Annotated in this window: 16 protein-coding genes; 10 read left to right on the top strand and 6 right to left on the bottom strand. The window is 56.7% G+C overall.

The features are described 5' to 3' along the window. Positions 1-171 precede the first annotated feature (171 nt). On the top strand, positions 172-1,443 hold the full coding sequence (locus tag WBN73_RS01030; RefSeq protein ID WP_280623381.1) for a choice-of-anchor P family protein: 1,272 nt from the start codon (positions 172-174) through the stop codon (positions 1,441-1,443). A gap of 244 nt (positions 1,444-1,687) precedes the next feature. After that, complete coding sequence (locus WBN73_RS01035) at positions 1,688-2,056, top strand: lipoprotein (RefSeq protein WP_337339255.1); 369 nt, start codon at positions 1,688-1,690, stop codon at positions 2,054-2,056. A gap of 179 nt (positions 2,057-2,235) precedes the next feature. Here the strand turns inward: WBN73_RS01035 and WBN73_RS01040 are convergent, their stop codons facing one another. Further along, positions 2,236-3,312 (bottom strand): LCP family protein, encoded by a 1,077-nt coding sequence (locus WBN73_RS01040; RefSeq protein WP_280623379.1) that lies wholly within the window; start codon positions 3,310-3,312, stop codon positions 2,236-2,238. A gap of 37 nt (positions 3,313-3,349) precedes the next feature. Beyond that, positions 3,350-4,813, bottom strand: coding sequence for a hypothetical protein (locus WBN73_RS01045; RefSeq protein WP_337339256.1), 1,464 nt, complete (start codon positions 4,811-4,813; stop codon positions 3,350-3,352). Between the two features lie 1,211 nt (positions 4,814-6,024). On the opposite strand from WBN73_RS01045, the gene WBN73_RS01050 reads away from it, so the two are divergent. From WBN73_RS01050 to WBN73_RS01085, 8 genes are all read left to right on the top strand, one after another. Then, on the top strand, positions 6,025-7,242 hold the full coding sequence (locus tag WBN73_RS01050; protein ID WP_253951676.1) for a glycosyltransferase family 4 protein: 1,218 nt from the start codon (positions 6,025-6,027) through the stop codon (positions 7,240-7,242). Between the two features lie 8 nt (positions 7,243-7,250). Continuing rightward, complete coding sequence (locus tag WBN73_RS01055) at positions 7,251-8,972, top strand: glycosyltransferase family 4 protein (protein WP_337339257.1); 1,722 nt, start codon at positions 7,251-7,253, stop codon at positions 8,970-8,972. A gap of 118 nt (positions 8,973-9,090) precedes the next feature. Continuing rightward, the gene (locus tag WBN73_RS01060; protein ID WP_280623376.1) at positions 9,091-9,978 is read left to right on the top strand and encodes an ABC transporter permease; all 888 of its coding nucleotides are present in this window, start codon (positions 9,091-9,093) and stop codon (positions 9,976-9,978) included. Continuing rightward, positions 9,965-10,858, top strand: a complete 894-nt coding sequence (locus WBN73_RS01065; RefSeq protein ID WP_337339258.1) for an ABC transporter ATP-binding protein — start codon at positions 9,965-9,967, stop codon at positions 10,856-10,858. Before WBN73_RS01060 ends, WBN73_RS01065 begins: the two co-directional genes overlap by 14 nt. 232 nt (positions 10,859-11,090) lie before the next feature. Then, entirely contained in the window at positions 11,091-12,767 is a 1,677-nt protein-coding gene (locus WBN73_RS01070) for a glycosyltransferase family protein (protein ID WP_337339259.1), read from the top strand. Positions 12,768-12,783: 16 nt separating this feature from the next. Next, complete coding sequence (wecC, locus tag WBN73_RS01075) at positions 12,784-14,082, top strand: UDP-N-acetyl-D-mannosamine dehydrogenase (RefSeq protein WP_337339260.1); 1,299 nt, start codon at positions 12,784-12,786, stop codon at positions 14,080-14,082. Positions 14,083-14,120: 38 nt separating this feature from the next. After that, on the top strand, positions 14,121-14,459 hold the full coding sequence (locus tag WBN73_RS01080; RefSeq protein WP_337339261.1) for a hypothetical protein: 339 nt from the start codon (positions 14,121-14,123) through the stop codon (positions 14,457-14,459). 41 nt (positions 14,460-14,500) lie between these two features. Next, positions 14,501-17,122: a glycosyltransferase gene (locus WBN73_RS01085; RefSeq protein WP_337339262.1), complete on the top strand. Its 2,622-nt coding sequence runs from the start codon at positions 14,501-14,503 to the stop codon at positions 17,120-17,122. Between the two features lie 734 nt (positions 17,123-17,856). On the opposite strand, the gene WBN73_RS01090 is transcribed toward WBN73_RS01085, so the two are convergent. The 4 genes from WBN73_RS01090 to WBN73_RS01105 form a co-directional block, all read right to left on the bottom strand. After that, positions 17,857-19,182, bottom strand: coding sequence for a D-glucuronyl C5-epimerase family protein (locus WBN73_RS01090; protein WP_337339263.1), 1,326 nt, complete (start codon positions 19,180-19,182; stop codon positions 17,857-17,859). Between the two features lie 327 nt (positions 19,183-19,509). Then, complete coding sequence (locus tag WBN73_RS01095; protein ID WP_337339264.1) at positions 19,510-21,258, bottom strand: heparinase II/III domain-containing protein; 1,749 nt, start codon at positions 21,256-21,258, stop codon at positions 19,510-19,512. After that, positions 21,242-23,230 carry a glycosyltransferase gene (locus WBN73_RS01100; protein WP_337339265.1) on the bottom strand — a complete coding sequence of 663 codons (1,989 nt, stop codon included), beginning with the start codon at positions 23,228-23,230 and terminating at the stop codon, positions 21,242-21,244. Before WBN73_RS01100 ends, WBN73_RS01095 begins: the two co-directional genes overlap by 17 nt. 172 nt (positions 23,231-23,402) lie before the next feature. After that, positions 23,403-26,345, bottom strand: coding sequence for a heparinase II/III domain-containing protein (locus tag WBN73_RS01105; RefSeq protein ID WP_337339266.1), 2,943 nt, complete (start codon positions 26,343-26,345; stop codon positions 23,403-23,405). Positions 26,346-26,485: the final 140 nt, after the last annotated feature.

Below are 26,485 nucleotides of genomic sequence, written 5' to 3' on the forward strand. Positions count from 1 at the left end.
GGGAAGGGGCGACCATTAGAGATTGTGTTGAAAAAGTCGCAACAATTATGCGGGAATCGTAAATTCCAAGTATGAAAGCTTCTTGGCTTTTCGGTCTATTGCCAGTAGGCACCTTGGACGTTACGGTGTGATCACCATCGCAGCATCGTGTTCTACTACTGGGGGCATTACATGAAACGTTCTATGGTCGCTTTGGCGGGCGCTCTTGCGCTTGCGCTTACGGGCGGCGCCACATCTTCGGCCTTTGCCACTACAAGCATTACGCCGGCACAAATCACTACTGGATTTGCGGGGTCCGCATACGGGTCATACATTTTCAACACGGACAAGACACTGACTTCCGGTCCAACTGCCAGCGCGAGCATTGCCTGCACGGGTGCTACGGGTAAGACGGCCTCCAACAACGTCAGCGGGCTTAACGTCCCCGCCGTTGGAACTGTCGGCAATGCAAACACGACTGTCAAGACAGTGCTCACCACAACAAGTAAACGCATTGAGGGGAAGTCGACCGTAGCCGGGGCGAACCTGCTCGGTGGTCTCATTACCGCGGGTGCCATAACCTCCGAAAGCACCGCAGAGAAGAACACCGCCGGTGCTTTTGCCGGGACAAATCAAACAACTATCGCCGACCTTAAAGTGTTGGGCATCGCTGTAAACGCCAATCCGGCAGCCAATACCGTTATTGACCTCAAAGTGCCGCTTCTGGGTTCGGTAGGAAAAGTTACACTGAACGGCCAAGAGAAGCGCTTGGTTGGCACCACCTACCAAGTCTCCACCACGGCATTGCGGGTGGAAATTCTGAAAGCAGGGCTACTTGGTCTAAAGGTTGGTACAGACATCCGCCTCGGAGTCAGCAACGTCAAGTTGACGCCACCGCAGACCGGTTATCTCGCAGGGACAGGATATGGCACAAGGGCTACCCTGGCATCCGGTCTCATTGGGTCCGGCCCCACTGCACTGGCGTCCGTTAAATGCGCGGGAGGAACGACGACGGCGAATGTGGCCGCAGTCAACATCCCAGGCGCGGTTTCGGCTGGAGCTTCCGTGACGACAGCTACGGGCGTTCTGACTCCTGAGGCGAAGAGCACCGTGGTCAATACCATCGGAGGAGTCAATGTCCTTAACGGCGTCATACAAGTTGACGCTATCAAGGCAGAAACCAGTGCAAGCCGTGCTCCGGGTGGGGGCGCAGTTAAGCTGACCGACACGTCGACATTTACGAATCTCAGGATTGCTGGACTGCCGGCAATCAACGCATCGGTTGCCCCGAACACAGTCATTCAAGTACCAGGTCTAGGCCAAGTCACCTTACATAAGGTCAGCAAGTCATCGACCACTATAATTGTCACGATGGTCGAGATCGTCCTTAGCCAAGCGCTTGGTACGCTTCCTACAGGGTCCAAAATTCAAATCGGTTACTCCAACTCAAGCGTCGGAGCCTAACCCTCGTAGATCTCAAATTTCCACAAACCCACGGAGTCCCGCCAACGTCAAGTTGGCGGGACTTTTTGGTGGGAACTAAAGCTTGCGCGACAACCGGCCTCGCTGACGAGTTAGGATCACAACAAGAGCTGGGCGCCCCTAAAGCACGGGTGACAAGTGGGTCCGTGGCACCGCATCGGATAGTGTCGTCTGCGGGCCAAGTGCCCACGACCTGTACTGCTACCCCCAGGAGAATTCCACAGTTATGAGACGCGCACTCTCCGCTGCCCTGATCACACTCGCCCTGGCTGGGTGCTCCGCCCCGAGCCAGTCCGAGCCCCAGCCTACGACTACGGAGTCCAAACCAGCAGTCCCCAAGGTGACGGAAGAACAGAGCGCTGACCTCTTGAAGCGCATTTCTCCAGTGGCTCCGAAATTCACACAGGAAGAGATCGCAACCAATTCCCGCTATGTCTGCGCCGCCATCCTTCAAGGCGGCAGCGACAAAGCGCTGGTGGCTACTGTGGTCAAGCATTTCAACCGTGCTGACGATCCCATAGCGGATACCGAGGCGGCCGGAGTTGTAGAAGCAATCCGAGCCAACGGTTTCTGCAAAGCGAATGGCGCATCCTAACGATTAGTGCGCGCTCCGTTTCCGTTCGAATAGCTCCTGCGTCAGGGCCTGACTCTGAATGGGAACGGTGCTCAGTTCAATTTGCCAGTGGCCAGGAAGGCACAAAGAAGCCCCTGGACGCGACGAGTGCGCGTACAGGGGCCTAGGCCCAGCGACAACAGTTGCGGCTGACTCCGGTGCTAGTTACCTTTTTCCAGAGCATGGGCCGTGACATAGGCGCCTAACTGGTCCTTGGAAAGGGCTCCTGCGATGTCCGAGATGGCTGCTGTATCGGCGACAACAATCGACTGGCCGTCAGCTGAGGTGCCCGTGCCGAGAGTGGGCAAGGTGAACATCACTGTGTCATTTGCTCGCAGATCCTTCATACCAACGGCGAGGCTCCCGATGGCGGCAGCGTCGAAGCTCTTGTCGACGCTGATGAAAGGAGTCACAGCGCTAACCATGCTGTTGACGGTCATAGGGTTGGTCAGGGTTTCCCGTGCAATCGTCTTGCTGATGATTGCTTTCATATACGCCTGCTGGTTCCGCACTCGCTGGTAGTCGCCATCGCTGAATGACATACGTTCACGGACAAAAGCCAGTGCCTCATCACCATTAAGCGTTTGCTTTCCGGCTTCGTAGTAGTGGCCCTTCATGGGGCCCTTCGCCGGTGCAAAGGGGATCTTTACATCCACTTCGACTCCGCCCAGAGCATCAGTAAGACCCTTGAAGCCTTCAAAATCGACCATTGCGACATGATCAATGCGCTGTTGGAATAGGGACTCAACAGTCTGGACCATCAGTGGCACGCCCCCAAGAGCCAAGGCAGAGTTGATCTTTGACTCCCCCTTCCCCGGAATATCCACCCAAAGGTCACGCATGAGTGATACTGCGTACACGTTCTTGCGGTCTGCCGGGATGTGCACGAGCATCAACGTGTCAGCGCGCTGGTCGGTGGAAGCCTGAGTATCAATGTCGAGCTCCGCAGACCCGCGAGTGTCACTACCCATCACAAGGATGTTCATTGCGGCGGTGCCATTCACGGGCTCGGTCTTCTGAGGCCGAGTCGACTCTTCAGGGAAGGCCGTCTCGATCTTGGTGGTGCCCGAATTGAACGTCTGAGCAAGGTTGTAAAGGTAGCCACCCCCAATCAGACCCGCGACGAGCACGGCGGCTGCAAAGCCAAGGAGTACGTTCCGTACAGTTTTCTTGCCGCTTTTCTGCCGTCTGGGACGGGACTCTGAGGTGGGAGTTTCGGTATCGTTCGGGAGCGTCATGTGTTCCTTGATGTTGGCATCAGCAGTGACGATTCTATCAAGGCGAAAATACGCCGTCCGCAAACTCCACTTTTTGGCCGGAGTCCTGCCGGCTGGTGACGTTCACCAGGTACGGGGTTCCAGGGGGCAGCGTTGATCCATCGAGGCTGATGACGATCGATTCAAGTCTTGGATTAGAGCTGCCGTCCTCACCGCCTTTTTCCGCCGTGCTTGAAGGGTTTGAGTCCAACTCATGGGAAGCCCCGTCACTTGTGGTCCAGGACACTTTCACTTGTCCGCCGGAGAGATTGAATCCGTTGACGGTTATTACGCCTGCGTCTGAGTCGACCTTAGCGTCCGTCACGACGGGCGACGTATGTCCCGACTGCAGTTCCTCCTTGAGCGGCGTGCCGGTGCCTTTGCACGTGAAGTACGGATCCCACATGAATGAAATTATCTTTTCAGCCGGAGCCATCTGTTGAAGCTGGCGATCCATTCTCTCCAAGGTGGTTTGCCCACGAAGGCTGTTGCCGCATGTATTGGACTCTGTGGAGGGGGCCATGCCTTCCAAGTTGGCCCACAAAACGGCACCCGTCCCGGTGATGCCATCCGCCGCGGCTTGGAAGTAGTCCCTATTGGGTGCCACGTACTTCTCTCCCCACGTCCCCTTGCCGACGATGGTTGCGGCAAAAGTATCCACGGGATCGTTGCCCTCGCTGGGCATGTACGCTGCGCCCTTTCCAGTTCCCATGCCATCTTGGATGGCGATGTTCAGCGCGAGGCCACCAGAGGTCTGGGCGATCCTGCGTATCCCGAGCCGGGCATCCTGAGGGCTGACGTTGGACGCCGCTGATCTGGATTCTATATACGGACTAACGATCGCTGAACGGGTCGGAAGTACGCGCTTGATTGCCGTGTTTTGCATCTTGTAGAGAGACAAAACGGGGTCGAAGAATTGAGCGGAGCTGATCGGCATCTCGAAGTGATGATAAAAGCCGGCAAGACCGGGAACGTCATTATTAGCGGCCTGATATTCCAGGAACCGCTCCGTGAAAAGGTCAAGGGTATTGATGTATGAAAGATCGGGAAGGTAATCCACGTCGGTCCGCTTGATTGGTGCCGGGAGACCCGCGTAGAACTTCATGTCCAGTTCGGTGGCCGCCGACGACAATGCGGCGGCTGGATCTTCGGCGGACTCTTTGCTGCCCCCCACTATCACCACGTCATAGGTTCCGTCGGGGGAGTTGCAGCCGCGGCCCTCTGTGGGCAGCACCAATATGGTGTACGACTTGCCGGCGGATGAGACAGTCCGGTCATTGGGACACTTCGAGACAGACTCCCCCCAGTGGCTTCCATCGGAATAGGTGAAGTATCGATGAACACTTAAGGAGGTGCTGACGAATTTGCCGCAGGCCATACCTTGCACAACGCAGTCGGTAGGAAGGGACTCCTCCGTGGCCGGCCTCAGAAGGGTGCCAAAAGTGATCGCTGTATCTCCACCCAAGGCCTTGATATCAGCCATCTTGTCCCTGTTGGCGGATGACTCGGTATTGGCGGTGATGAAGTAACCGCTGATGGGATGGGTGGGCGGCGAAGCGGGGGCGTTGGGTGTTACGGCAGTGTTGGGTGTTCCGGCGTTATTGTCCCAGGGAGCGAAGATCACGCATACGACGACAAGGAGGGCCGCGAGCATGGCGACGGCCCATCGCCTTATTCCTATGGGGGATGGCCTCTGCGGCGATGATTGTCGGAAGAGGTTAGCGGGCTTCATGTATTCCTCTGAATCGACATCAGCAGAGACGACTCTACCAAGAGAGGGCATTATCCCGCCCCGGCGGGCGGGCTCCCGGCGGATCTCTGCGGCTGAGGGGATGGGTCTAGTCCATACGATAAACTAATCCGGGTCGCCCCTCCGCGGAGGGGAACGTCCGCGCGCCGTCATGTCTCAGGTGGTTGCGATAAATGGATCGCCGAAAGCGTTCTGAAACACATACAACGGGGGGAAAGTTGGGCACTGGAATCAAACGTGTTCAAGCCGTGCTCGTGGTCTTTCTGCTGGCCAGCATCGGGTTCATAGGCATTCAGCCCGCTGTCGCCACCGAGCTGGAGCCGGGACCAGGCAGTGAAACCGGGCAACCTACTGAAACCGCAACTCCCACCCCACCAGTGGTGCCACCGGTCGTAGTGCCTCCGATTTTGGAGCCGTCTCCGACCCCCCCTCCTTTGGAACCGGAGAAAACGCCGGAACCAGCTCCTCCGGCTGTTGAGCCGGCACCCGTTGCTCCTCCGGTCACCGGGCCTGTGGCCCCGCCAGCCGTTGAGACAGTTGTTCCCACCGCTCCCACCCAAGAGACGCTTTTGCCAAACCTGCCCGCGGAAGGCGCGGTTCAGGGCTACGTTGATCAACCTTTGGTTCCTGAGGAAACGACGACGGCCCCTTCGGAGTCCACACCATCTCCAACGCCCACTCCATTGCCAACCAAATCAGCGGCGCCACCCGTTGCCAGCGCCGATATTGCGGGTCCGCTAAAGGTTGCCTTGGCACCCGTTGCTGAGAATAACCCCCTTGTCCAAGGGGTTACCATCCTCGTGCTGATTCTGCTGGGCGTTGCATACTTCCGTGCTCTGCGTTCCAAGGGGAGTCCTCGCCCCCGTCTTAACGGCAAGTAGCCCATGGGTTACTCCCTCACCGGGGAACAGGCTGCGGAAAATCCTGCATCACCGATGCGCCTCATGCTCCTCACACACTCTTATTGGCCAGAACATAGCCCACCCCAACGCAGGTGGGCCTCCCTCGCTCGTGAATTCCGTAAAGCTGGCTGGGACGTGGACGTTGTTGCGCCTGTGGCCCATTATCCAAACGGCCGGCGCAATCTGCCCCGCAGGCAAGCCGGACTCGCTTTTTCGCATCAGCGAGGTCCTCATGGTGAAACCATCCGACGGGTCCCCTATCTGAGGCACATGGGCACATCGTCCCTTGCCCGATTCATGGATCAGCTGTTCTCTGCCGTTATGTCCGTTCCCGTGGGCCTGGGGGGCAAGAAACCCGACGCCATTCTCGCCACGGCTCCCAGCCTTCCTACGTTGGCGACCGGGTACGTTCTCTCCAAGCTCAGGGGAGTCCCTTTCATCGTCGAGATGCGGGATGCATGGCCGGACCTGGCACGTGACGCTCGTATCGTCCAGGGCAGCGTCAAGAGTCTTGTGGAGCATGCTGTGGAGTTCTTGCAGCAACGGGCTGACCTGGTGGTTACAGTGACAGAAGGATTTGCTGACACGCTTCGCGCGCGGGGCATCAAGCATGTAGCCACGGTCAGTAATGGACTGGATCTCCATACAGTCCCATTCCTGGAGCCCCCCGCTCTTGATCGTACGGAGTTCCGGGCTCTCTACCTTGGTAATCACGGCAAGAGCCAGAAGCTGGACATTCTCATCCGAGCCAGCGCGTTGTTGGGAGATGGTTTTCATCTGACACTGGTCGGCCAAGGTACAACCAGGCCTCAATTGGTCAAGCTCGCTCGGGAACTGAACGCTCCGGTGACTTTTTACCCATCGCTTCACGGCCCGGCTGTTCTTGAAAAGTACCGGGAAACGGACACTTGCATCGTCTCGCTCCGCGATGACTGGAAGTCATTTGAGACCACCGTTCCATCGAAGACCTACGAGGTTCTGGCGATCGGCAGGCATGTGACCGCAATCGTCCGAGGTGAGGCTGAGCGAATCATCCGCGAAGCCCAGGCGGGTGACGTGGTGCAGGCCAATCCTGAAGCTGTTGCTCAACTGTGGCGCGAGCTTTCCCAAGACCGACAAAGGCTCGCAGCAGGCAAAAGTGGTCGTGAGTGGGTAAGTGAGCATGCGGACTATGCACATCTTGCCCTTCAATATATGCAGGAGATCGCAAAAGTAGCAGCCAAGACTACGCAGGCTTCAGAACGGCGGGAATCCACATGATTCGCGTCATGACCAACTTCAAGTTGGCAGCAAGCACCGTTGTTGAACACCTGACGGAGGCACCCTTCATGCTGGTGCTTTTGATACTTAGGCGGCTGCCTTCATCCGTGGTTGGGCCCGCTGCCACCATGGTCACAAAAGCAGCACCAAGATCGTCCAAACCGCTATTTTTGCTCGCAAGCCTCGCTGCTGGTGACATTGGCGGATTGGTGAAGCGGTTCGAAAGCACTTCGGCTCAGAGAATCACAGCCGGCCAAGCTCGGAGGGCAAGCGAAATTGCACTTGCCGCGGGACAGCTTGAATGGGCGGACATCTTCTTGCGTCAAGCCGAGGGCGCACGTCAACGTCCTGCGACTTCGGCGCGACGCAAGTGGTACGACGGCGACATGTCCGGGGCTGTAGAGGCTTTGACAGGTCAGCCCGCAGGTATGGCCAGGCAGCGAGCACGACTCGAATCAGAGCTCAAAGTCTTCAGGGGATGGCGCCCCGTATTGCCGAGAATCAGCTTCGAGCCAAAGCCTCGGCGCGTCATGCACCTCTTGACGAATTCCGTACCCCATACGGCCAGTGGTTATGCTCGGCGGACCCATTCGATCCTCACGTCGCAACAAGACTCCGGTTGGGAGACGTTAGCCGTCACCCGTCTGGGCTATCCGGTACAGATCGGTGCACTGACCGCGCGGAACGACGACGTTGTAGATGGAGTCCACTACACTCGCTTACTTCCAAGCCACATGGCCAAGTCCATGGATGGTCGCTTACAGCAGCAGGCCGATGAACTTCTCAAAGTAGCCCGGAGTTTCAAGCCTTCCGTTCTTCATACAACTACTCACTTTGTCAACGGCGTGGTTGCACGCGAAGTAGCAAACGCTTTGGACTTACCCTGGGTTTACGAGGTTCGTGGGCAGCTTGCCGACACTTGGGCATCAACCCGCGGCGACAATGCACGGCGCAGCGAGCGCTATCAGTTGTTTATGGAGCGCGAGGCCGACGTCATGCGCAGCGCTGACTTGGTGGTAACTCTGGGTGAGGCCATGAAGAGCAATATCGTTGCGTCGGGAGTCCCGGCCAACAAGGTGCTCATCTGCCCCAACGCAGTGGGTGGGTCCTACTTGAGGGAACCCCTGGAGCATAGAGCGGCCCGTCTTGCCTTGGGACTGGATCCGGCGGGGCTTTATGTAGGAACCGTCAGCAGTCTTGTGGATTACGAGGGCATCGATGATCTCGTCTCAGCATTTGCGCTGCTTGCACCTCGGCTGTCAAAGTTGAAGTTGCTCGTCGTTGGAGATGGGGCGGCGGCTCCTGCTCTTCAGGATCAGGTCCGGCGACTCGGTTTATCGGAACGAACTCATTTCGCAGGACGGGTGCCGGCCGCCCAAGCGCATCTCTTCCACCAAGCTCTGGATGTATTCGTCGTGCCTCGGAAGGATCTCGCCGTAACGAGGGCGGTCACGCCGTTGAAGCCGGTCGAGGCCTTGGCCTCGGGGAGACCCGTGGTGTCAAGTGATCTTGATGCCTTACGGGAGATCGTGCATGACGGGGTAAACGGCCGCTTGGTGACAGCGCAGAAGCCTGACGCTTTGGCTGATGCACTGTTCGAATTGCTCGACGACGAAGGTCTGCGACTCCGTTTGGGGGCTGCCGGCCGTCAGGAAGTCCTGGCCACGCGGACATGGAAAGCAAACGCAGATCTATATGGCAAGGCTTACGAAACATTGAGGGGCAACTGATGTCAGCGGACAGGTTGGCAACGCGTGCAGCGCTTTCGTGCACCTACGACGGCGTTCTGGTTCAGTTGGGTTGGGCTTGCGACACAGTGTTTTCGAATCGATCAAGGAGACCCATTTAGTGTCGGCAAAGAAAGCTAAGCTTCCACCGCCGGCGGCAATACAGCCGTTGTCGGTGGATATCAGGAAGCTCTCCCGGGTCGGGTCCCGTCCGGGGTTTCTGGATTATCTGGTCCAGCTCTGGGATTACCGCCAGTTTATTTTCTACGACGCCCGGGCTCGGGTTCAGAGTGGAACGCGGAAAGACCGGCTAGGTAGCGCGTGGCTTCTGCTGAACCCCGTCTTCAATGGGTTGACCTACTACTTCGTGTTCGGCCTGCTGCTGCAGACCAGCCATGGCATCGATAATTTTGTCGGTTATCTGGTTGTTGGAGTCTTCCTTTTCCAGTTCAGCTCAGGCGCGATCACGTCAGGTGCGCGATCGATTCGCAACGGTAAATCTGTTGTGCAAGCATTCAATTTTCCACGGGCAGCACTGCCTTTGGGTGCCAACATGCGTGAGATGCTGTCAGCTGTTCCCTTGATTTTGGGCATGCTCCTCCTCATAGTTCTGGTGCCGCCCGCCGAGAAAGTCAGCCTGTTGTGGCTTCTGACCATTCCGGCCGTGATTCTCCAGGGGATCTTTAATCTCGGAATCGGACTGATACTTGCACGAGTCATCTCGAAGGTTCACGACATCACCCATCTACTTCCCTTCGTTATCCGTGCCTGGATGTATGGTTCGGCTGTCTTCTACTCCTACGAACGGTTCGTGTCCGATCCGACGATTCTCGCCGTGATGAAGTTCAATCCGCTCTTCAACGTCATTGATATCGTTCGCAGCAGCGTCCTTTACGATCGTGTGCCGTCTTGGGAGTCATGGGCAACTCTGGGAGTCGTCGCGCTGGGGGCACTCTTGGTTGGCTTCGTATTCTTCTGGCAAGGGGAGGAGACTTATGGGCGCGATTGATTCAACTGCATTTTTGGATGGTCCTCCCTGCGTAGTCATAGACAAGGTCCGGATGACCTATCGGGTGCCATCTTCTGACGGACGCAGCACGTCCAGCCGACGGGGAATCAGGGGAAGAATTACAAGCCTGCTGGAGCGGCCGAACTTGGTCACTGTTTCTGCGCTCAAAGAGATCTCTTTGGTCGTGGAAAGGGGTGAGTCTGTCGGCATCATCGGCCGTAATGGTTCTGGAAAAAGCACAATGATGAAGTTGATCAGCGGCCAGGTGGCGCCGACCCACGGTGCTGTTTACGCTTCAAGCACCCCCGTTCTCCTTGGCGTCAATGCCGCACTGGTCCCTGAACTTTCCGGCGATCAAAACGTTGTTCTGGGCTGCCTCGCTATGGGTATGACCAGGGAGCAGATCGATGTTCGTTTCGACAGTATCGTCGAAGTCTCAGGTCTGGATTCCGCCATCTTCCTTCCGATGAAAACGTACTCCTCGGGCATGGCGTCCCGACTACGCTTTGCCATTGCAGCATCTGTCAATCCGGAAATCCTCCTGGTCGATGAGGCGCTGAATACTGGAGACGCGCAGTTCAACAACCGGAGTAAAGCACGCATGGATGAGCTGCGGGCCCAAGCGGGTTGCGTCTTCATCGTCAGTCATGGCCTGGACACCATCCGGGACATGTGCAGCAGGGTGATCTGGCTTGATAAGGGCGAACTCATCATGGACGGGCCTGCTGAAGACGTGACAGCTACTTACAAAGACTTCTCATCCAACCTTTCCCGTGGGAACAACCTCACAGCCGCAGGTATCAAGGATGAAGCCCGCGCAAACCTTGTCGCTACACGTGTGCTCGAGCGAGCCAGCGGGCGTCGGATGGAAGGACGCTGACATGCTAGTAATCGAGGACATTCGCAAAGCTGCCTGGCATTACCGACAGGGAGGACTGAACCAGCTCTTGGAGTGGCGCAGGAGACAAAAAGTCGAGAAGCGAATTAACAGTCCACGAGGCAAACGAAAGACGCGACCTGGTTCTTCTGGTTCGGGGCCCGCTAATCTTGCAGCCTTTGGGCCCTATCGCGTACCTGATCGTGATCCGCGACGCCAGGATCTTAGAGTCGGCGTGATTCTGGATGATTTTTCAAGTGCTGCTTACTCCTTTGAATGGAACTTGTTGCACCTTCGCAAAGACTCGTGGCAGGAGCAGTTGGCGGAAACGTCCATCGATTTCCTGTTCGTAGAGTCTGCCTGGAGCGGCAACCAAGGCTCTTGGAAGTACCAGCTCATGGGCACATCCGGACCAAAGCCGGAGTTCTTGGAATTGATGGCGTGGTGCCGGGCGCGGCAGATTCCTACAGTCTTTTGGAATAAGGAGGATCCACCTCACTACGAGGACTTCCTCCCTGCAGCTCGTGAGTTCGACATGGTCTTCACGAGTGATTCAGACCGTATTCCGTCCTATCAAAGGGACTTGGGCCATGACCGCATAGCTCCGCTGCCGTTTGCTGCGCAGCCTGCAATCCATAATCCGGTTCGCATTGGAGAGGGTCGCCATTCAAGAGGAGTGGCCTTCGCCGGAATGTACTTTGCTCATAAGTACCCTGAACGCCGGCAGCAGATGGATCTACTCCTCAGTGCGGCAAGGGACGCGTCGTCTAAGTCAGGGCCAAGGTTGGACATATTTTCGCGCCAACTAGGTGGCGATTCCAGCTACCAGTTTCCAGTACCGTTCAACGAGAACGTAGTTGGTAGCCTGGACTACGCAAAAATGCTCACTGCGTACAGGGCGTACAAGGTATTTCTCAATGTTAATTCCGTGGTCGGTTCTCCCAGCATGTGCGCGCGAAGGATTTTTGAGATCACCGCTTCGGGGACACCGATAGTCTCAACGCCGAGCGCGGCTATCGGTCACTTCTTTGAGCCAGATGAGGTTTTTGTAGCGGGGTCACAAGAGCAGGGTGAACATCAGATCAGAATGTTGGCCCGCAGCCCCGAACTCAATGATCGAGTGGTTCATAGGGGCCAACGACGAATCTGGAGCGAGCACACGTATGCCCACCGCGCGGAAACGATAATCGCAGCTGTTCTCCCGGAGCGTGTGCGTCGTGTTGCTCTGCCAACAGTCAGTGCTCTCGTGCCGACCATTCGACCACATCAGCTGGAGCATGTGTTCGCGACTATCGGTAGTCAATCGGACGTTGATGTTGAGTTGGTCCTTCTAACGCACGGATTCGAAGTACCCATGGACCATGTCGAGGATTTGGCCGCAAAGCACGGGGTTCAGCGCTTCAAGCTTCTGACTGCGTCCAGAGACTTGACGCTGGGTGAATGCCTGAACCAGTGTGTCGCCGCGTCTTCGAGTGAAGTTCTCACAAAGATGGATGACGACGACTACTACGGTCCTCAATATCTTGTGGACCTCCTGCATGCGCTTGACTACTCGAAGGCAGATGTAGTGGGTAAGCAGGCCCACTACATGCACTTTGCGTCAACTAAGGCGACTGTTCTCCGGATTGCTCACATGGAACACCGGTCAACCCGCTTCGTCGTGGGACCAACTATCACGGCGCGTCGGGAGGTCTTCGAATCCCATCCTTTTGAAGCCGTTAACCGAGGAGAAGATACAGGTTTTCTTAGAGCCGTCACCACAGCGGGCGGTTCCATCTATTCTGCCGACAGGTTCAACTTCTGCCAGTTCCGGCAGGGCGACGGCCATACCTGGAATGTCTCAGATGAGGAACTGGCCGCGTCCGGCGAAATCAGGTTCTTTGGAGATCCCAAAGAACTCATCACTGTTTAACAAAAAGGGGAAGTAAATGACGAACATCAAAACCGTAGCTGTTGTTGGCCTTGGATATATTGGGCTTCCGACCGCCGCCATCCTCGCCACCAATGGGATCAACGTCGTTGGTATCGACGTAAACCAAAACACGGTCGATGCAGTAAACCGCGGCGAGGTCCCATTTGTGGAACCCGACCTCGGTGTACACGTGGCAGGTGCCGTGAGCCAGGGACACCTTAAGGCAACAACGGAGACTCCATCTGCAGAGGCCTACATTGTGGCCGTACCGACTCCGTTCCGCGACGACCATTCTGCCGACTTGAGCTACATTGAGGCAGCGGCTCGCGGAATAGCACCCCAGCTCAAAGGCGACGAACTCGTTATTCTCGAGTCGACTTCACCGCCTCGCGCCACGCGTCACATGGCTGACTATATTCTCGCCCTGAGGCCTGACCTCTCGCTTGACGGCGCCAATGGTGCCCCTGTTATTCACTTTGCTCACTGCCCCGAGCGAGTTCTGCCGGGCCGCGTAATGATCGAACTCGTCACGAATGACCGCATTGTAGGTGGCATTACGCCCGCGGCAGCAGAACTGGCAAAAGACCTCTATGCAGTCTTCTGCCAAGGGGAAATCTTGGTCACTGATGACGTGACGGCTGAAATGGCGAAGCTGGTTGAGAACTCCTACCGCGATGTGAACATTGCCTTTGCAAATGAACTCTCCATCATCAGCGATAAGCTCGGAATCGATGTGTGGGAATTGATCCGGTTGGCAAACCACCACCCGCGGGTCAACATCCTGCAGCCTGGTCCGGGCGTGGGGGGTCACTGCATCGCTGTGGACCCGTGGTTCATTGTGGCTGCGGCCCCGGAGGAAGCTCAGCTCATCCGGCAAGCACGTATCACCAACGATGCCAAGCCCGAGTGGGTTGTGGCCAAAGCGCGCAAGGCGGCTGAGGAAGTTGGAGCCGCGCCCGTTATCGCCACGCTTGGATTGGCGTTCAAGGCAAACATCGACGACCTGCGCGAGTCGCCGTCCATCGGCATCACAGCTGAACTGGCTGAGCAGCTTCCCACGGCCAAGCTCTTGGTCGTTGAGCCGCACGTGGAGGCCCTTCCCGCAGCTCTTAGGGACCGATCCAACGTGGAGCTCGTAGGCACGGAAGAGGCCATTTCCAAAGCTGACGTCATTGTGGTTTTGGTGGACCACGACGAATTCAAGTCCATCTCGCCGGCGGCTTATGCAGGCAAGACCGTCATTGATTCCCGCGGCATCTGGGGAACGGATCTCACCGTAGAAGCAGCTGCGACAGCAGTCCACGCCGCCAACTGACGGCACTTCGGCTACCACAGAGGAAGACTCACTACCTTATGGACCCTAACAACGGGGACGTCGAGCAGATTCGGCAGGGCATTAGCCGTGCGGCGCTTGCCCACAATGTCCAGATCGAAAAACTGCAGGCTGAGTTGCGCGACGCGTACCAGCGGGAAGTGGAGATGGCCTCTGTGGTAGCCGAGAGGCGGCAGTTCAGCCAAGAGCTTTTCACGGCCCGCCTGAAACTGGACATGTACCGGGAGAAATACGCTGCCAGCCAGCGAGATCTCGCAGAGCGCGACAAGAAACTCGCAGCATTGTCCAATTCGGCGCTCGGTGCGCTGCAGCTGAAATATTGGCGCCTGCGCAGGCGCCAAGGACGGGGGAAAGCCTGATGGGTGACACGGAGAATCGCCTGTGGCGGGCTAAGAAGCGTTTGGAAGAACTCGAATACTGCCAAACTGTGTCGGACTCACGGCAGGGGTTTTATACTTCGAAGTTCTACGTGGATTCAGTACTCGCTGGCAAACCCGCAATGCCGTCGACCACAAAACAAAAGTATCTGTCACGACGGAACGCGTCACACATCCAGGGCTACATTGAGGATCTCCGTCCCATTTTGGAGGAGATTCCCGACACGCTGGGTTCGAGAAGCCTCAGGCCCCATCCGGTTGACGTCGCGATTATTGCCGATGAATTTCTTTACAAGAGCTTCGACTCAACCGCGAGTCTCAGCTACGTCACTCCGGCAAACTATGAGGACGTAGCTGCTGATGCCGGGCTATTGCTCATAGCGAGTACCTGGCGTGGACTTAGCGGTGAATGGAAAGGGCTTGCGACTCCCACGTCGAAGAAGAGGAAGTTCCTTCTTGAAGAGGTCGTCCCATACTTCCGGGCCAAAGGGGTGCCAATTGCCTTCTACTCCAAAGAGGATCCACCAAACTATAGCCAGTTCCTGAGCATCGCCAAGGCAGCCGATCATGTATTCACCTGTGCAGCAGAAAGTGTTGCTGACTACACAAGGGATTGCCCGGATGCGAGTTCAATTGGAGTATTGAGTTTCGGTGTGAATCCGTATCACCACTCACCGGTGTACTCCCGGAGACACCGTCTCCCGGATGTTCTGTTCGCTGGTTCATGGCATACACAGCGATACCCTGCACGCCGATCAGGAGCGAAAGCCATCTTCGATGGTGTCCTCGAATCGTCTAGAAACCTCGTGATCATTGACCGCAACTGGTCATTGGAGAACAGCAGGTACTTTTTCCCGGAAGAGTACCTTCAGCATGTGGTGCCCACCGTTGACCATGATCTGCTTTTGAAGCTCCAGCGGATCTCCGACTTCAATATCAACCTCAACTCGGTTATCTCGAGTTCTTCGATGTACGCGAACCGGGTTGTTGAACTTCAGGCCATGGGGTCCATGGTGTTGTCGAACTATAACGTGGGAGTCAACAACAGATTCCCCAACGTGCTGACGGCCCAAACTTCGTCAGACGTTCGGGATGTTTTAGACGGAATGTCCGAGAGCAGCCTCTACGAGGTGCAAATGGAAGGTCTAAGACGGGCCTACACCGATCACCTTGCTCACGATCGCATGGCAGAGATTTTGGAGGCGGCGGGCCTGTCGACGGGAGCTTCACGGTCGAGGGTGTGCGCTGTCATGGAGTCACCTTCCGAGGAACTGCAGCGGGTGGTTCGGGAGCAGACTGTCAGGGGAATTGAAACAGTCAGCCCCGAGCAGTTGCGCCAACGGTACAGGGAGTTTGATATAGCCGTACCCGTTTCGGACCGGTTCAGATACAGCCCCACCTATGTTGAGGATCTTGTTAACGCGTTCAAGTACGCGGACGTTGATTTCGTCACGAAGTCAATGCCGAATGTCGGCATTGACACAGTCAAGATGCCCGAACACGAGTCCTTTTCGACGATGCCGGAACCTTCTGCCGGCGCATTGTGGCTCGAGTCCGACGCAGGCGAAATGTATCTCCGTAATGACCGCGTTCGAGGCAGCGGCTACGTACTCGATCCCTTGGGCATTGCCGGACGTGAAGAGTCTCTGGTGCTATCAGACCCGATGCCGGCTTCGGCCGAAGCGTTGCTTTCCGTCATCGTGCCTGTTCATAACAACGGCCCATTCCTGCTTCACAAATGCATCAGGTCTCTTGAGCGTTCATCCATCTTCACCAAGATGGAGATCATCCTGGTTGATGATGGATCGACGGATCTGCGCACGCATCAAATACTTGACGAATTAGCGGAGCGGTACAGCCAGGTTAGCGTCTTCAAGTTCGGGGATACGGGCTCCGGTAGTGCGTCCAGGCCACGAAATAAAGGCCTGGAACTGTCAACGGCGCCTTGGATAACGTATTTGGATCCAGATAATGAAGCGATCTATGACGGCTATGCGAAGCTCGTTCAGCTCGCTGCTGATGAATCGCTGGACTTGGCACTGGGTGACATGCTCAGATATTCAGACGGAATCAGGAATTTCCATAACTCCCGAAAATTGGGCCGCCATTTGAACATCTCGCCCGTAGAGGGCGACGACGTCTCGGAAAGCCTCCTCAGTCGCTTGGACTTCTATCCGATGAGTATCCAAGCAGCTGTGCTCAATTCCGCATGGGTTAAGAGCCTTAACCTTGAGCAGCCCGTGGGAGCACTTGGACAGGACTCATTCTTCTTCCAGCAGTTGGTACATTACGCCCGCAGGATCGACGTCCTCGAAGTACCAATCCACATCTATTACGGTGCGGTGGAGAACTCTGTAGTAAATACACTCGGACCACGGTTCTACCAAAAGTATTTTCCCTTAGAGAAGGCTCGTGCCGCCTGGCTTGAAGAAGTCGGACTGATGCCGGACTACAAAGCGGGACGTGCCCAGACATTCATGAAGCACTGGTTTATCCACAAACTCAAGCGCGTACCTGAGGCCGACGTTGCCGAATGCGTTGAGTTGATCCAGCAGTTGGGGGAGATTTACGCACCCATAACCTGGGAAGATCCTGAGGTATTGGCGATTATGGAAGGCGACACTACGGCGCTCCACCCTGCCTAAGCGGCTGTCGCGGTTCGCGGCGAACGTTTTCGGCCTGGGGACATCCCGGCGGCAGTTCGCTGTAGGACAAGCGTTTGGTAGTTCCGGGCGTTTGGTGATTCCTCTTCCGGTCCTGGTGCTGTGCTTGATCGCGGTATGGCGCCCAAGCCTGTTCGTTTCCGGTCTAGAGGCCTGTTCGACCAGAACCTGCAGGCCGTCCTCCGTATCGGTAAGTGATCCGGTGGCCAAGAGCTCCCGAAGCTGCTCTTTGACCAACCAGGCGGCTTGTAGTTTCCCGGTGGCATCGCCAGTGGTGCGCGTTGCCCGGGTCCAGTCTGAGAGTGTGCCGTTGGCGTGCCCGAGCAGTCTCCGGTTGGCCCAAACTGCGCCGATTGAGCGTCACCCCCAGAGCCTTACGGAAAGCAGGTGAGTGTGGCGTGGGACCTGGTTTCACAGCACAGGACGGGGACCGGACTCGGCAGCGGCTTAGGCCATGAGGCGTGGCTGCCCAAAGGCGAGGACCTAAGAACCGATGACACGGTGGTCAGGCGAAGTGAGAATCGAGGCGGCAGGATCGTGGCGCCGGGAAGTCGGCATGATCGGCGCTCCTAGCTCCTGACTCTTGTTGAATGCGTAGAGATCATTTGACACAGGAGGGAGTCCGTCTCACAGGGAACCTTGCAAAGCCGCCCTAAGGGCGGCGACACAAATGCCCCCACGCGCTCTAATGATGGGGGCATCTGTGTCGGTTGTGGCTACTTGTGTTTGTGCATGTCGAAGCGCTCCAACATCAAGCGTTCATCTTGGTATGCCGGGTGTTCAGCCCAAAGAGACGGAGCATGCCGCCATTTATCGAGGTAATAACCCAGAATCTCGCTGCCAGACTGCTCCACGATCTTGGTGAGCGTATCAATGTGAATGAAGTGGTAGACGTTGAACTGTCGCCCAGTGAGCTTCTTGGAAAAATTGGTGGGGTGTGCAACCATCTCCGCAGCAATCCAGGGCACCGCAATCTCAAGAAGGTTTTCACCGGGTAGGAGATCGAACTCTTGAAGGTGCTTCTGACCGGTCACCTTCGGCACGCTCCCGAACGGGTTGTACGTCGTCTCGCCAATAGCCACTTTGACTTGCCCTGCACGTTCGGCCGTGACCTTCAGCAATAGCCTGTTGGGCGAAGGCCACGAGAACCTACTCAAACGAACCTTGACGCGCCCCAACTTACCGTCGCGAATGGCCAAGGGGCCGGCCTTGAGAGCTTCCCCCGCTTGGTCGCCGTCGACGTTCGCAGCAAAGACGCCGGCTGATGGGACAACCACTTGGCAGTCCGTCACTTCCAGGTCGGAGCCCGCAGCCGTGAGCTGGAACGTGGCGTCGCCTTCGAGTTTGTAACGGGAGTTGGCGAGCTCAGGGACGTCGTAGAGGCCAATGACGCTTTCCATGCCCTTAACGGATTTGTGGAAGACTTCCCAATCGCCCTCATCGTTCGTGGCCCGCGCCACGTCCAACAGGATGCACGTCGCAGTGGTCCAGCCGTTCAGTGTGCAGTTCGGGAAGGTCGCCGGGTACTCTTCGATAATCAGTCCACCGTCGCTGGTGTAGCGCGCCACGCCGCCGTCCTCTACAGGGATGGTCAAGCTGGTCAGAACAGCCTTCAGTGGTCCGCGGAACCGATCTGTACCCGGGTAGGCGAGGAGCTTACTGAGGACGTCTACGTAACGGGACTGCGTGAGGCCGCTGTACCAGGTGCCCTTCTTGCTGGAGACCTTGGCCCGTTCCTCGTCATAATTAAATACCAAGCCGTCGTGCAAGGGCTCCATCATGGCTACAGAGATGTCAGCGACCCGAATGGCAGCTTCGAGGAAAATGGGATCCTCGGTGAGTCCATACTGGATCAGGTAGTCAGTGATGACGTAAGGGCCATAGATGGGGTGCGCCATGAGCACACCATCAGTCCGGCGACCAGGGTATCCGTTGGGCAGAAATTCTATGCGGTAGTAATCCCAGATGGCTTTGCGCTCCATGCGGAGCGCCGGCAAACCAATCTCGTATTCATTGGTCACATAGTCGGTAGATGAGCCCATAAGTTCCCCAGTTGTTAGGTCGATGTTACCAAGGACCAACGTTACCGGCTGGAACAGACCTGCCCCTTGTTCCGTCGGGAATCACCCGTCACAATACGGTCTTCTGATGCCAACGGCGCCTGATAAACCAAGCATTGACTTTAGCACACCGCCATGGCTCTACCCGCGTATGAGGGTCCTTGAATGGCTGGATATCCCACGCCTGGCATGGAGGGGCGGTTTGAAGCCAGAGAGTCGTAGGGGCTGTCTCTCTCATGGCGCTACTGAGTGCCACTCACGAGCCAAGAGCGCCCATTTGTCTCACTCAAAGGCGGTTCTGCTGCTCGCCTAGTCATCGTTGTCGAAGCTAAATCTGGTCCTGAACACGTGGTGGCGGGTTTTCCTGGCTTCCAAACAGATGGACCAAACGCCCTCGCGGGTTCCGTCCTCGACTGATCGCCAGCCCCGGAGAGGGTTGTCGGATTCACGTACTGGGCCTTGGACCGAAGTGCCCGGTTCCGTCCTCAACGTCAGATGCCACTCTCCACCGGCTGGAGACCAAGAAAGTCCGGCAGCAGGGGAGGCATTTAATGTCAATGCCCCAGAGAGATTGAACCAAACCTGGTAATCCCGCTTGACGGCATCCGTGGATTGAACATCATCTGTGACGGTGAGACCAATGCCGGGCTTCAACTCAACCTTCCGGCGGTGGGTCCATCCTCCGTGGTCCATACGGCCGTTCAGGACGAACACGTCGCCCACCTGCTCACACAGCCCAAGACCAGAGCCTTGAGGGGTTCGACGCCGGTCGTGGTTCCTTCCGTTGGCGGTCACCGTATTATGAGCCATCGTAGATTCGACGAACCGACGGAAGGGATCGGCATAGTAGAAGCCGTCCGCGCGAAGGGGCGAATCGACGGGCAATTGTGCACCGTACCCGTAACGGCCGCCTTCGACCAATATCTCCTGCCCCCGGTCATACCAGACGAAATTGAGATCGTCCGCGTGTTTGTGCGCTCTGCCGTGGAAGGCCGCTGTAAAAGCGAGGTAAGACGAAGTTGACTGTCCTGCTTCTCCTTGTGGCTGGGGTGAACGGACAAAGGCGTAGCCAGAGTCCGGAAATACTCCCAGTTCTGTTGGGCACGCCTGACCGAATGAACCTCCCGACATCAGAAAGTTGGTTTCAGGGCTCAGAGTCAGCGGATGACTACCGTCTATCATTTTGACGTACGGAGTATCCCCCAACGGGACCAGCGAACCATTGGGCTGGATCATCCAGCCCAGCAAGTCCGCGGCCTTGCGGAGGCGGCCCGTCAGTTCGGAATCTTCGATGAGGCCGTTGTCCACCGCAATCTGGAAAGATTGCATCAGCATCCGATGGTATTCGGGGGAGTGCTCGCTGTGGCCGCCGTCCGGAAGAAACTGTGTTCGGATCATGACAGCCAGCCGTCTGCGGCCCTCCTCAGCCAGCCCGCTCAACTCTGGCACAGCTTCAAGAGCTGCGCCCAGTACTGTCTGACCGATGGCCACAAAATAGCCATGGTTAGTGCGTGGATTGAACGAGCTTTCGAGAGCGAATTCAAGCCTGTGCCTGTCTACAGCACCGAGCAGGGACCGCAGTTCCTGGATAGTTATGCCGTTTTTTGCCCCCAGATAAATGAGGCCAGCGAGGCGAAGGGCGCGCTGGCCGAGAGCCATGTTGTACCAGACGATCGCGTTGTCTGTCTCCTGGCCAGAATACCTCTCCGACCAGGAGACTGCACGATCCAAGCACCATTGAAGGTAGGTCTTTTCGCCAGTACGGATAAACTCCTGGATTGGCCTGTCCATGAATTTCCAGCCGTGAAGCTGGGAACCCCAGCTTCTGTCGTCCGCGCAGAGACTATCCCAGGCGAGTGGCAGCGAAAGATCCAGCCGATCGTAGTCTCCGGCCTTCCAGCCGTTGTTAATGACATCCGAATCGGAATCACTGATTAGGCTGTCGAACCAAACTGCGTCCGAAAGATCGGGGCGGTGACTTGAAGCGACCCATTCCCGAAGCGCTTCAATATCAGCGTCCGTTAATTGCTGGAACAGCAATTCAGACGCGGATTGCATTCGCCGCCAGATTCGCATATTGGTCGTTATAGACAGCAGCGTTGGCTTCCCACGAACGGCTTTCACGGACCCAAGCCGCGCCGGTTGCCGCCATCTGGCTCCGTGTCTCAGGGCTGGAAACGAGGTCAGAGAGTACATCCGCGAGCGAACCGCTGTTTCCAGCTTGGAACAGGGCAGCTGAGCCGCTTGCCTCCGCGATTTCCTTCAGCGCGTCGACGTCGGACATGACAATTGTTCGTCCCGTTGCAAAGGCCTCGAAGGGCTTCAATGGCGTGACCAGCTGGCAAACCGCCGCTGCTGTCCGTGGCACAACGAAGATGTCGATCAGCCCGTAATAGTCCAGGATGTCCTCGTGGGGCACCCGTCCTGTAAAGAGCGCGTCGTCAAGTCCAAGCGAGGCAGCTGTGGCCTTGAGGGAGTCAAGAACGGGTCCATCGCCTACCACCAGAAGACGAACCGGAACGTTTAGGCGTTCACGCAGCTGGCGGAAAGCATCGATGAGTACCGGTACGCCCTCATATTCGACCAGGGATGAGATGTAGCCAATGACGATCTCGTCGCTCTGGATACCAAGCTTGCCTGCCAACTCGGCATTTCGAGTTTGAACCGGGAATTGGTCACCGCTGACTGCGTTCGGCACTACAGACGTCTTGTCCTCCGGGCACCCTTCGGCCGTGATCCGGCGTTTCATGACCTCTGCCAGGGTGAACACATGGTCCGCTGCTTCCCTGCAGTCACGCTCGCGTTCGCGACGCCAAGCGTAGGTGTCAGGGGTGCCCCAGCGATTGCTGAAGGCTTCGATGTCCTCGATGCCGCTGGCTTGGGCCATACGGGAAAGCCAGGACTCTTCCCAGAACCCGCGGCTTTCATAGATCACAGGAATCTCGAAATAGTCGCCAACGGCCCGGGCAGACAGGGCATTGAAGAAGTCCGAGTGGGCGTGAAGTACAGCTGGGCGTACCTCGGCAACCACTCGCGCGAGTTCCTCGACATTGGCGCTCAGCCAGGTAGTCAAAGGAGTGTTCAGACGGATAGGGCCAGCCGGAAGATGGTAGGTGACGCCGTCAACTTCCACCTGAAGTGCTGCGTCCGCGTTCACTGCATCGCCAACTTGGTTGCACACGTGTACCTCTAGCCCGGACTTTATTTGGGCCTGGGCCGTATAGTGCGTACGCAGCGTATAGCCCGACTGTGTCGTCGGGAGAACTTTGCCGACCACATGAAGGATGCAATTGGGCTTGGGAGTGAAGCGCTCGTAGGGTCCTTGCGGCTCGGGCTTGAAGGCACCGGAGAAGATTTTGACTTCTTCATCGCGTAACGCGATTGCAGCAGCCAATTTGTCATTGTGTTTTCGGTCGAGAACCACCCGCAGGACGTACTGGCTTTTTGCCGTGTAGCCGAGCTTGCGCAGTTCACTTGCCAGACCACGCAGCGATGTCATATTGATCTTCTCAAACACCGAATGGGCTTCGAGCATCTCGTAGACCGCCAAGGGCTGGGCCTTGAACTGACTTTCGGCGAGTTTCTTGACCTCCGAACCGGAGAATGAGTGCCAGTTCTTGCCGTCGAGCGCCACAAGATCAAACTGCCGTTCGAGGTGGCGTCCTTCGACCTCCCGGACCCGTTCTTCTTGCTCAGTTTTGAGGTCTTCGACTAGCTGAAGCAAGCGTTCACGCTCTGCCTCTGACTCGGGGTCGGGGACGGACGCTGTCCCTGTTGCTTCGTGAATCTGCGGGGACAACTGTGCTGTGGAGGGGCCGTTGGCTTCCACCAGGTCTGATAGTTGTGCTGTGGAGGCGCTCTGGGCTTCCGCCAGATCGTTCAGCTGTCGCTGCAGAGTCAGCAGGTACTTCTTAATTGAGGCCTGGGATTCCCGCTGCAAGCGACGGTTTTCCTTCAGCCTGGCGATCAAACCGGTGCTGGCAAAGCTGAAGGCGACGATCGCCACTGCAAACAAGACGATGATTGCCACTGCGCTTGCAGGTGAAACCGCCTGCGGCAGGAGGGCTAGCAAGGCGCCTACGAATATGAAGCCAAAACCCGCAACCGCGGAAAGGCCGATGGTCCTGTCAGAACTGAGTCTTCTGTTAATGTGCAACGTATTTCCTAAGTCAACGAAATCTGGTCGGTGCAAAAGTGTTGCATCAGTTGATTAATGAACTGGCACTCGTCGGAAAATGCTCCAAGGCTGCGGAACGGAAATGGGCATAGCGCTCAGCGTTTGCGGCTACGTGTCCAGGTCCCCACTCAACATCAACGAACTCGATCCTGTCTTTGTAGGTGCTGTGTTCAGATTCCAGCATTAAACGGAACGGATCGCGGTGTTTTGTGACGTGGTGGGTATCGCCTGTGTTCTGGATGTAGAGGATGCGGGGGAGTTGTTCCAGCATCGCATACGTTTCGACTACCGATGTTGAAAGCCTAAAGACGCGTGCTTCTTCCACATCGACATCATTCTTCAAACAGGTAGAAAGTGCGACATCGGCGCTTGTCCGGAAGTACTCCCTCACATCCGTTTGGGGGTTGAAAACAAGCGCGACTGAATCGGGAAGGTAGGCGGCAACCTGCAATGCAGTGAATCCGCCGCCCGAGCTGCCAGACAGGAGGATGCGGGTGGCGTTGGTTTCGAGCTGAAGCTTTCGGATGCAGTCAGCCATAAACCGGTGGACGTTGATACTGCCGTCCCCCAAGTACCAAGAGAGGGTCATATTCTTGTTGAGGTCCAGTGAGGGATCCTGGAAGACTGCGTGGTTCCCTCCTTCCATGAGTTCGGAAGTCAGTCCCTGGAAGAACGGCAGTGTTGTCTTGGTTCTATTGATTGCGCCATGGAACCTGACCGACAAAAGATCAGATGGGCCGTTCCCTACTGCGAAAGGTAGGACCAAGCCTCCCAAGTTGGCGGAGTAGATTTTGGACTTCTCGCCGTCCTCGAAACTGATTTCACTCGGAGAGCTGATGGTCCGGATCTGGCGGCCATAAGTCTTTGACCGAAGATCAACTCCGGGCCAAGCAATCAGAGGTTCACGCATTACGCCTAAAGCGCTGTTGTTCAGGCCGGTTTCCTCGGCGAGGTCGTTCCCTAGGAGATCCACGATGGCTGTACGCAGACCTTGATCGTCGCCCGAGCTATCCAGGGCGTCGAGAAGGAGATTAAGCAGGATGCTCAAAGCTTCAAGGCGCGCACTTCGAGAGCCGCCCTCTTGGGCAATCCACTTTTTCAGTTCGCCCCAATATCTCGTGCTGAACAGGCCGCCGTTTGGTTTAGGTGCAGCCCACTCCACGTCTGCGTCCCGGCAGAGGTCCATGGTCTTTAGCCAGGTTGACCTTACATCGTCCAGCTCTGAGGAAATGGTTCCTTCTTCGCCGAGGGTCACAGAAGCGCGATCCTCTTCCACGGTCAGGTTGAACTGATAACGTCCGGAGAGCGCACTCAACGCTATTCGTCCGCCCGTGGCATCCATTTTTTTAACAGAAAAGTTGCCCGATTGCGGTGCAGCAACGATGGTGATGAATCGGAAGCGGCGTCCACTTTGTGTCGCGGACACAACCTGGGTTGGTAGTTGCTCCATCCACTTTCTGGACATCCAGCCGTCAAACGGCTCTTCTGATCCCTTCACAGTCGAGATGGCAGGTGCATTGCCCTTCCAGAGAAGGAATGAAGACGCGCCGTCACGCTCCAACCTTAGGCCGCCCGGGATGTCCGCTACTGCAGTGTCGGTGTCAAGGTGCCAACGCTGCCTGGCAGAGATTTCATCGGTGCTGAACACATTGTCTATGACGAGAAAGAATTCGCCGCCGCGGCAGTAGACGACACGCCTTTTCAACTCGACGCCCTTGTAGCCGGGATCAGTGAATGTGAAGTCGTCAACTTCATCGCTGGTAAATGACCGGAGCAGGGCCACTTCGGTCTTGGGGTTGTATACCCGGCCCTCGACCTCCACAACGTTGTGTCCAAGCCGGGACAAACAGTAGTCGCGCATGGCATCTTTTTTGTACGCGTATTTGCCGGCGTCAACCAGCCAAGGATGCCCGTTTGAATGAAGAGTCAGGGAAGCGCCATCCTGATGGCCATGAACGCGGTTGGCTTTCCCGAAGGACAGGGAATAGAAGGTTTCCTTCTTGAAATCGCGTTCGTGATCACCCCAGCCGCTGCGTCCGAAAACGTATCCCTTCTGATAAATCTTCGTGAGCTCGGCTGGCGGTTGTCCCGTGGCACCTTCCGACTTCACGTAATCCAATTCGGGGGACGACAAAGCACCCGGAGTGGTGGCTTCAGTGTCCCCGATCAACTCAAATGTGCCGTCGGGCTTTGTGGCGTGGGCAAGTTCCAGGTAGGCGAGATTCAGCCATTCCGCCGAGGCTGGGCGAGGCACTCCTTCCACGTCCAAGCGTTTGAAGGCCTCTTCCCACCACACGAGGTTATTTTTGTGATAACCAATCGCACCTTCAATATTTACCCCTTGTTCGTCATAGTTTTCCTCGAACAAGCTGGTAAGGCGTTGAATTGCCAGATCGGTCCACTCCTCTTTGCCCAAGGCTGAGCCGATGACGAATAGAGCCTGATGCTGGTGCAGGGCATGATTTGAATGACCGAGATGTTTGGAGTCTGCAAGCCACAACCCGTGTGCATGAATGGACTCGACCAGCCATTGATCTTCTTCCTGAACCAGCGGGAGACCAAAAGTGAGGACCATGGCACGCAGGGCTTCCACCATGTCGGCCCATGCATAGCTGACGAAATTGCCCTGCTGGTCCTTCTCCTTCGGGTCGGACTGAGGGTTGGCTTCAATCCATGATTTGCATGTTTGGAGCCAAAATTCCCGTGCTTCCTGGTCTCCGTCAATGGCTACCCGGCGGACCGGTTCCAGCCAGCGAAGCATGTGAAGTTGCGCCCGCCAGTTCCGTTGCCCAAACGGATCTGCCTTCCAGTCGATGATGCCTTGGAAACTCCACGCGGGGTGCGGACGCACGCTGAGTTTACCGCCGATGATTTCGTCAGCGAGTGCGCGGTCCGTTGACCTCTTCCTGAACATCTCTCCGAACGTCTGGCGATGAACGACGTCGAGATCTACTTTGTGGGTGGTCATGCGATTCCTAACGCCGTATTCGGGCCATCTGCCCCTGAACGGCAACATTCGAGCATTATCTTAGGTGAGCGCCGCCATGAGCGCTTGTCACGTGAAGAACGGGACAGTGCGAAATGGCCGCAGGAGGCAAGAGTTCCTAC

The organism is Paenarthrobacter sp. CCNWLY172 (assembly GCF_037402035.1).
Taxonomy (GTDB): Bacteria; Actinomycetota; Actinomycetes; order Actinomycetales; family Micrococcaceae; genus Arthrobacter.

Bases quoted from the DNA above. Each gene is read 5' to 3' on its own strand.
- wecC (WP_337339260.1), top strand. From the start codon at position 12,784: ATGACGAACATCAAAACCGTAGCTGTTGTTGGCCTTGGATATATTGGG.
- WBN73_RS01065 (WP_337339258.1), top strand. From the start codon at position 9,965: ATGGGCGCGATTGATTCAACTGCATTTTTGGATGGTCCTCCCTGCGTA.
- WBN73_RS01040 (WP_280623379.1), bottom strand. From the start codon at position 3,312: ATGACGCTCCCGAACGATACCGAAACTCCCACCTCAGAGTCCCGTCCC.
- WBN73_RS01080 (WP_337339261.1), top strand. From the start codon at position 14,121: ATGGACCCTAACAACGGGGACGTCGAGCAGATTCGGCAGGGCATTAGC.
- WBN73_RS01030 (WP_280623381.1), top strand. From the start codon at position 172: ATGAAACGTTCTATGGTCGCTTTGGCGGGCGCTCTTGCGCTTGCGCTT.
- WBN73_RS01045 (WP_337339256.1), bottom strand. From the start codon at position 4,813: ATGGCTGATATCAAGGCCTTGGGTGGAGATACAGCGATCACTTTTGGC.
- WBN73_RS01050 (WP_253951676.1), top strand. From the start codon at position 6,025: ATGCTCCTCACACACTCTTATTGGCCAGAACATAGCCCACCCCAACGC.
- WBN73_RS01105 (WP_337339266.1), bottom strand. From the start codon at position 26,345: ATGACCACCCACAAAGTAGATCTCGACGTCGTTCATCGCCAGACGTTC.
- WBN73_RS01090 (WP_337339263.1), bottom strand. From the start codon at position 19,182: ATGGGCTCATCTACCGACTATGTGACCAATGAATACGAGATTGGTTTG.
- WBN73_RS01035 (WP_337339255.1), top strand. From the start codon at position 1,688: ATGAGACGCGCACTCTCCGCTGCCCTGATCACACTCGCCCTGGCTGGG.
- WBN73_RS01055 (WP_337339257.1), top strand. From the start codon at position 7,251: ATGACCAACTTCAAGTTGGCAGCAAGCACCGTTGTTGAACACCTGACG.
- WBN73_RS01095 (WP_337339264.1), bottom strand. From the start codon at position 21,258: ATGCAATCCGCGTCTGAATTGCTGTTCCAGCAATTAACGGACGCTGAT.